General features: G+C 66.2%; 6 protein-coding genes and 1 pseudogene. 6 read left to right on the top strand and 1 reads right to left on the bottom strand.

The window, feature by feature from the left end:
* Positions 1-578 (top strand): ABC transporter permease (locus DU475_RS22220; protein WP_164633346.1); only part of this gene is annotated, 578 nt, incomplete at its 5' end.
* Between the two features lie 58 nt (positions 579-636).
* Here DU475_RS22220 and DU475_RS22215 read toward each other — a convergent pair.
* Positions 637-2,583: an AsmA family protein gene (locus tag DU475_RS22215; protein WP_013504025.1), complete on the bottom strand. Its 1,947-nt coding sequence runs from the start codon at positions 2,581-2,583 to the stop codon at positions 637-639.
* Positions 2,584-2,787: 204 nt separating this feature from the next.
* Here DU475_RS22215 and DU475_RS22210 point away from each other — a divergent pair, with 204 nt between their 5' ends.
* The 5 genes and pseudogenes from DU475_RS22210 to DU475_RS22190 form a co-directional block, all read left to right on the top strand.
* A complete protein-coding gene (locus DU475_RS22210) occupies positions 2,788-3,504 on the top strand; it encodes a CoA transferase subunit A (protein WP_013504024.1) in 717 nt (238 codons plus the stop codon).
* A gap of 11 nt (positions 3,505-3,515) precedes the next feature.
* Complete coding sequence (locus DU475_RS22205) at positions 3,516-4,166, top strand: CoA transferase subunit B (RefSeq protein WP_013504023.1); 651 nt, start codon at positions 3,516-3,518, stop codon at positions 4,164-4,166.
* A 353-nt stretch (positions 4,167-4,519) separates the two neighbouring features.
* On the top strand, positions 4,520-6,373 hold the full coding sequence (gene ftsH, locus DU475_RS22200; RefSeq protein WP_164633345.1) for an ATP-dependent zinc metalloprotease FtsH: 1,854 nt from the start codon (positions 4,520-4,522) through the stop codon (positions 6,371-6,373).
* 166 nt (positions 6,374-6,539) lie between these two features.
* Positions 6,540-7,454 carry a LysR family transcriptional regulator gene (locus tag DU475_RS22195; RefSeq protein WP_013504021.1) on the top strand — a complete coding sequence of 305 codons (915 nt, stop codon included), beginning with the start codon at positions 6,540-6,542 and terminating at the stop codon, positions 7,452-7,454.
* 102 nt (positions 7,455-7,556) lie between these two features.
* A pseudogene (locus DU475_RS22190) lies at positions 7,557-7,780 on the top strand (ABC transporter substrate-binding protein); the annotation flags it as partial.

Raw genomic sequence — 7,780 nt, 5'->3', positions numbered from 1 at the left:
TGTGTTTAGGGGACAGGGCGGCGGTGGCGCTGTCGCGGGCAGGGCATTTCAGGGGCCGCACCCTGTTCTCCGGGATGCTGTACGCGCCGCTGGTGATGCCCGAAGTGATCACCGGCCTGTCACTGCTGCTGTTGTTCGTCGCGATCAGCGCCGAGCGCGGGTTCTGGACGGTGGTGGTCGCCCATACCACGCTGACGATGTGCTTCGTCGCGGTGGTGGTGCAGTCGCGTCTGCATGCGCTCGACCGCAGCATCGAGGAGGCTGCGATGGATCTCGGCTGCTCTCCGGTGGCAGCATTCCTGCGCGCCACCGTGCCGCTGATCTGGCCGGCGATTGCGGCGGGCTGGATGCTGGCGTTTGCGCTGTCGCTCGACGATCTGGTGATCGCCAGCTTCACGACGGGCCCCGGCTCGACCACGCTGCCGATCCGGATCTATTCGGAAGTGCGACTCGGGGTGAAGCCGGAGATCAACGCGATCTGCACGCTGATCATCGCCGCCGTGACGGTGCTGATCGTGGTCGCCTCGCTGGCCGCGAAGCTGTCGAAGACCCAGGCCGACAACGCCGCGCCGATGTGAGGTGCGCAACACGCGCTCAGAATGATCGTCTGATCGTCGGTGTCCTGGCGCGAACTGATCAATTCGCCTTCGGTTCGGCCGGCGCGGCAGCCGGTGCTTCGGCCGGCGGCTCGGCGTCCTGCTTCTTGCCGGTGATGCGTTCGAGCACGGAACGCACCGTGTCGCGGGTCTTGCGGTCCTTCACCGCGTCGAGCAGCGGCGCGGACGCCGGCGAGCGGCGGATCAAGCTTTCCGGGTCGGGGAAAATCAGCGGGTCGTCCCACGGCCCCTGGACGATGAACGGCAGGTCGAAGCCGGGCTTGGCGCCGGAGCCGTTCGCCAGACTGGCGACGCCCTTCAGATCGTATTCCCGGGCAGGCACTGAGGCGGTGCCGCTCAGCGAGATCCGAGCGGTCGGTCCGTCGATCCGGATTTCGTCGGCAGTGGCGAGGCCGTCGGCGAACCGCACCGCCACGGTCAGTTTGTCGAACGGCGTCTTGCCGCTGCGGAAATTGCCGCCGCCGGACAGCGGCCTTCGCTCCAGCCGCTTCAGGAGCTGTTCGACGTTGAAGCCGCTGATCGCCCCGTCGTGGCCGGTCAGCAGCGCCGAGCCGTCGAGCGATTGCGCCAATCCGAACGGTGAGGCGCCCTCGGCTTCCAGCGAGACGCTGAGATTGCCGCGGCCGGACAGGTTGCGGACGCCGAGCAGGTCGGCGGCACATGTCTGCAGATCGACGTCGTTGAACTGGAATTGTGCCTTGACGCTGGCGGCCCGGTCGGATCGTGCGATGCCGAACGTGCCCTGGGCGATGCCGCCATACACCTGGGCCTCGCCGACGCTGAGCGCCAGCGCGCCGCCGCGGAGGTTGGCGCTGATCGCGGTGCGGCCGAGCGCGGTGGTGCCGATCGTCACCTTGGCGGCCGACAGCCGCATGTCGAGATCGACCGGGTCGGTCGAGGACAGATCGAACAATTGCCTGTTCCAGTCGCGCGCGCCGCTCGCCAGCAGGCGGATCGTCGACATATACGGCGTGACGTCGATGCTGCCGGCGGCGAGCGTCGCCTGCAGCCCCTGATGGCCGCCGGCGATGCTGTAGGTCATCACGCCTTCGGCGACGTTCTTGTCCAGTTCGACATTGACGTTGGTAAGGGCCACCGACGGACCCATCAGGTTGGCCCGTGCTTTCAGGGCGAACCGGCCGAACCCGCCGGCACCCGGCGGCTCCTGCCCGGCCCAGCGCAGCGCGTTACGCAGCGAGGCGCTGTCGGCGGTCACCGTTCCGGTCAGCGACAGGGCCGATTTGTTGGCGACAGTGCCGTCGAACGCGATCTTCATCGGCGCTCCGGCCAGACGCAGCTTGATGCCGGAACTGTCGCCGCGGAGCGCGGCGATGAAGTCCGCGATCGTGATCGAGCCGTCGATGCGCTCGCCGCGGAAGTCGAACTGTCCGGTCGCGGCGAAGGTGCGCGAGATCGACGGCCACGCCAGCGACAGGTCGATGTCGCCGATGTGTTCGTGAACCCCGGCAGTGTCGTCGCGATAGCTGAGTTCGCCGTCCTGCAACCGGATCTCGGAGAACGATACCTGGTCGTCGAGGCCGGGCTTCATCGTCCTGGTCAGGCTGGCGATGAACGGCGTCCAGTTGCTGCGGCCATCGGCGTCGCGCACCACGTGGATCGACGGTTGACCGAGCACCACGTCGGCGATCTCGAACCGCCGCAGCAACAGCGGCAGCAGCCGAAGGTTGGCGATCAGCGTCTTGACGCTGAGTGCGGCGTCGCCGCCGCCGTCCCCGTCGCTCGCGAGCCGCACGTCGCTGAACACCACCGTGCTGCGCGGAAAGATGGTGACGTCGATGGCGCCGTCGACCGCGAGCTGCAGGCCGGTGGCGGCGCGAAGCTGCTGCTCCACCGCCTGGCGCAACACGCCGCGATCGATCGTCAGCGACAGCGCGACCGCCCCCGTCAAGGCGGCGGCGACCAGCACCGCGACAGAGATCCCGAGGCGCTTAATTCCTAGGGCCATCGCCAACCAGTTTCCGGAACGTGAGCGTGAATGTCGTGCGCGAGAGGCGGCTCCCAGAGGGCCGGACCTGAAGCCGCAACTTGCTCGGTTTTCTTGGCGCTTTCAAGGCTTTCCGGGTATCGAGGGGGTGGTGCAATTGACGCGTTGCGGGGTTTTTGCCTAATAGTCCTAGTCGCAGCAAAGTCCCCTCACAGGTCCTGCACCATGAACAAGGTATACCCCGACGCCAAGACGGCACTCGACGGCATCTTGCGGGACGGCATGATGATCATGTCCGGCGGCTTCGGCCTGTGCGGCATCCCCGAGACATTGTCCGACGCGATCCGCGACTCCGGCGTCAAGGATCTGACTTTCGTCTCCAACAACGCGGGCGTCGACGGCATCGGCCTCAGCCGGTTGCTCGAGACCCGGCAGATCAAGAAAATGATCTCGTCCTATGTGGGCGAGAACAAGCTGTTCGCGCAGCAGTTCCTGGCGGGCGAACTGGAGCTGGAGTTCGCGCCGCAGGGCACGCTGGCCGAGCGTATCCGCGCCGGCGGCGCCGGCATCCCGGCGTTCTTCACCAAGACCGGCGTCGGCACCCTGGTGGCGGAGGGCAAGGAAGTACGCGAATTCGACGGCGAGAAGTACGTGATGGAACGTGGCCTGTTCGGCGACGTCGCGATCGTCCACGCCTGGAAGGGCGATACTGCCGGCAATCTCGTGTACCGAAAGACGGCGCGCAACTTCAATCCGATGATGGCCACCGCGGCGAAGATCACCATCGCCGAGGTCGAGCATCTGGTGCCGGCGGGCGAGATCGACCCGGATCATATCCACACCCCGGGCATCTTCGTGCAGCGCATCGTCCACGTGCCGAACGCCAAGAAGCACATCGAGCAGCGTACCACCCGCAAGCGCGCCGAATCGGCGGCGAGCTGAGGAGAACCCTGATGGCCTGGACCCGCGAACAGATGGCCGCGCGCGCCGCCAAGGAATTGCGCGACGGCTTCTACGTCAATCTCGGCATCGGCATTCCGACGCTGGTTTCGAACTACATCCCCGACGGCGTCGATGTGGTGCTGCAGAGCGAGAACGGCATGCTCGGCATGGGGCCGTTCCCCTACGAGGGCGAAGAAGATCCGGACCTGATCAACGCCGGCAAGCAGACCGTCACCGAGCTGCCCTCGACCAGTTACTTCTCGTCGGCGGATTCGTTCGCGATGGTTCGCGGCGGCCACATCGATCTCTCCATTCTCGGCGCCATGCAGGTGGCGCAGAACGGCGACCTCGCCAACTGGATGATCCCCGGCAAGATGGTCAAGGGCATGGGCGGCGCGATGGATCTCGTCGCCGGCGTCAAGCGTGTCGTCGTGGTGATGGAGCATTCCGCCAAGGACGGCCCGAAGCTCTTGAAGTCGTGCAATCTGCCGCTGACCGGCGAGCGCGTCGTCGACATGGTGGTAACCGATCTGGCGGTGTTCACCATCGACAAGCACGGCAACGACGGCATGGCGCTGATCGAACTCGCAGACGGCGTCACCCTCGACGAGGTCAAGGCCAAGACCGAAGCCGAATTCCGTGTCGCGCTGAAGAACGCCTGACGTTCGCCGCGACGCCGGCCGTCCCGGCCAGTGCGGCGGCACGCCGCGCTGTGTGCGATGATCTTGAAACCCGTTAGTGTTCCCCTAGATCGACTGGGGTCCGCCCTGTTTTGATGCAGGGCCGGATCTCGGTTCGATTTGCCCGGCTCGTCAGGTGCATTCCCGCCTGTGCGGGTGTCGCTGCGATCGGCCGAAGCGGCTGCGACTCCGATCTCAGCGCGTCGCAACGTAGGCGGTCAGGCTGCGAAAGCTGCCGCGCGATCTGAGAGGAACGCGGCCGCCGGCTGGGGCGTCTTCAGTCGGACGACAAGGAGCAAGGCTCCCATCGGGGAGCAAAGCGGGGAGACACCGTCGTGGAGCTCAACAAGAAGACCCAGTTCAATATCGGGTACTGGCTGATCGCGCTGTTTGTCTTGCTCGGCTTTCAATATCTGTTCACCACCGCGACGCTGGTCGCGCAGATCCCCTACAGCCAGTTCGAGACCTATCTGTCCGAGGGCAGGATCGCCGAAGCCGCGGTGTCCGATCGCTTCATCCAGGGGCGGTTCAAGGAGCCGATCGACGGCAAGCCGATGTTCATCACCACCCGGGTCGAGCCGGATCTGGCGCGCCAGCTCCAGGACAAGGGCGTCGTCGTCACCGGCCGGATCGAAAGCACGTTCTTCCGCGATCTGTTGTCCTGGGTGGTGCCGGTGCTGCTGTTCGTCGGCGTCTGGGTGTTCATCATGCGCCGGATGGGCGGCGGCGTCGGTGGCGGCTTGATGCAGATCGGCAAGTCGAAGGCCAAGGTCTATGTCGAGTCCGACACCGGCGTGTCGTTCGCCGACGTCGCCGGCGTCGACGAGGCCAAGGACGAACTGAAGGAGATCGTCGACTTCCTCAAAGACCCGGAGGGCTACGGCCGGCTCGGCGGCCGGATGCCGAAGGGCATCCTGCTGGTCGGCCCGCCCGGCACCGGTAAGACGCTGCTGGCGAAAGCCGTGGCGGGCGAGGCCGGCGTGCCGTTCTTCTCGATCTCCGGCTCGGAATTCGTCGAGATGTTCGTCGGCGTCGGCGCCGCGCGGGTGCGCGATCTGTTCGAACAGGCGCGCGCCAAGGCCCCGGCGATCATCTTCATCGACGAGCTCGACGCGCTCGGCCGCGCCCGCGGCATCGGGCCCTATGCGGGCGGCCACGACGAGAAGGAGCAGACGCTGAATCAGCTCCTGGTCGAGCTCGACGGCTTCGACTCCTCGACCGGCCTGGTGCTGCTCGCCGCCACCAACCGGCCCGAGATCCTCGATCCGGCACTGCTGCGCGCCGGCCGGTTCGACCGCCAGGTGCTGGTCGATCGTCCCGACAAGGCCGGCCGTATCCAGATCCTCGGCGTGCATCTGACCAAGGCCAGACTGGCGTCCGACGTCTCGCCCGAGCAGATCGCGGCGCTGACGCCGGGCTTCACCGGGGCCGATCTGGCCAATCTGGTCAACGAGGCGACGCTTCTGGCCACCCGTCGCAAGGCCGATGCGGTGTCGATGCAGGACTTCAACAACGCGATCGAGCGCATCGTCGCCGGCCTCGAGAAGCGTAACCGTCTGCTCAACGCGAAGGAGCGGGAGATCGTCGCCTATCACGAGATGGGCCATGCCCTGGTGGCGATGGCGCTGCCCGGCGTCGACCCGGTGCACAAGGTCTCGATCATCCCGCGCGGCATCGGCGCGCTCGGCTACACCATCCAGCGGCCGACCGAGGATCGCTTCCTGATGACCCGCGACGAGCTGGAGAACAAGATGGCGGTGCTGCTCGGCGGTCGCGCCGCGGAGAAGATCGTGTTCGGTCATCTGTCGACCGGCGCCGCCGACGATCTGATGAAGGTCACCGACATCGCCCGTGCCATGGTCACCCGCTACGGCATGAGCGAGCGGCTCGGTCACGTCGCGCTGGAAAAGGACCGCCGCTCGTTCCTGGCGACCGACCAGCCATATTACGGGCCGCAGGAGCGTAGCTACTCCGACGAAACCGCGGCGGCCGTCGACGACGAGGTCAAGCGCATCGTCGACACCACCTTCGACCGCACCGTCAAGCTGCTCGGCGAGCGCCGCGACCAGCTCGAGCGCTCGGCCCGCCGGCTGATGGAAAAGGAGACGCTCGACGAGCAGGATCTGCGGTCGTTCGCTGATCCGTCCACCACGGCGAAGCCGCGGACGGCGCAGGAGGCGGCGTCGTGAGCAGCGTTGGTCCCCACAGGGGAAGAGGGTGCGATACCAGAGCGATGCACTGAGCGTTGCGCTCGGCACCGCATAGCGCCTCGGCTCGGCCCCAAAGCATCTGGCGCCTTGCGCAACATGCGCTCAGCCTGAACAATGAGCCGAGTACATGGAGAGATGAGCCCGCGTGCGCTTCCTGACCCTGCGCTATTTCAACGAAGTCGCAAGGCTCGGCTCGATCCGTAAGGCGGCCGATCGCTTGCACGTCGCACCGTCGGCAGTCAGCCGCCAGATCGCGCAGCTCGAACACGAACTCGACGCCGTGTTGTTCGAGCGCTCCAAGGTCGGGGTGCAGCTTACGCCGGCCGGCGAAGTCCTCGCCCGGCAGAGCAACCGGATCTTTCGCGACCTCGACCGCGCGCGCAACGAGATCGACGATCTGCGCGGCCTGCGCCGCGGCGAGGTCTCGCTGTTCGTGATCGAAGGGCTGGTATCGGGGCTGCTCCCCGATCTGCTCGCCAACTTCCACCATCGCTATCCGGCCGTCACCTTCCGAATTCAGACCGGATCGACCGATCGCATCATCGAGGCGCTGCTCGAGGACGAAGCCGATATCGGCATCACCTTCAACGCGACGCCGCGGCCAGAGATCGAAGTGATCGCTGAACATGTCGAACCGATCGCCTGCCTGGTGGCGCCGACGCATGAATTCGCCAATCGCGTTTCGCTGACGCTGGACGACATCTGCACCCAGACCATCGCGCTGCCCGAGCACAGTTTCGGTCTGCGTCAGGTGTTCGAACGGGCGATCGCCAAGCGGCAACGGACCCCCCAGGTGCTGGTGACGACCAATTCGCTGGAGCTCACCAAGCGGATGGCCGCGACCGGGCAGGTGATCGCCTTCATGCCGGCACTGACGGTGATCACAGAGCTGCATTCCGATGCGCTGCGGGCGATTCCGATCGCCGATCCTGCGTTTGCCGCAGCCCGCTCCAGCATCAGCATCCATCGGGATCGGCCGTTGCCGCACGCGCCGCAGGCGTTCCTCAAGGCCCTGGCGGATGCGATCCGCGGACTGTCGAAGAGGAAGAGGCTGGGCTGAGGTGTTGCCTTTTCGGCAGCATCGCATGACTGATTCTCGACTTTTCGGAACAGGTTCTCCGTCCTTAGTCTGGTGCTCACAGGCCCCAACGGAGGACACGTCGTGAAATCTGAGCGCAAAGGCACCAAGCTGTACACCGGCGCCGCCTCGCGGCGGACCGTTTTGCTGGGGGCGAGTGCCGCCGCCATGATCGCGGCGTTCGACCGGCTCGGCAGCCCCGCCGCCGCCCAGTCGCTAAAGGCCATCAAGGTCTCCGAGGCGATCCACCTCGGCATGTATGTGTCGGTCTACGCCGCCAAGCACGGCGGCCTCCTCAACAAGCCCGG

Origin of the sequence: Rhodopseudomonas sp. WA056, assembly GCF_010906995.1 — a bacterium.
In the GTDB taxonomy this organism is placed as follows: Bacteria; Pseudomonadota; Alphaproteobacteria; order Rhizobiales; family Xanthobacteraceae; genus Rhodopseudomonas; species Rhodopseudomonas palustris_G.
This window is presented reverse-complemented; position numbering and strand designations above follow the sequence as displayed.

Bases quoted from the DNA above. Each gene is read 5' to 3' on its own strand.
- DU475_RS22215 (WP_013504025.1), bottom strand. From the start codon at position 2,583: ATGGCCCTAGGAATTAAGCGCCTCGGGATCTCTGTCGCGGTGCTGGTC.
- DU475_RS22205 (WP_013504023.1), top strand. From the start codon at position 3,516: ATGGCCTGGACCCGCGAACAGATGGCCGCGCGCGCCGCCAAGGAATTG.
- DU475_RS22210 (WP_013504024.1), top strand. From the start codon at position 2,788: ATGAACAAGGTATACCCCGACGCCAAGACGGCACTCGACGGCATCTTG.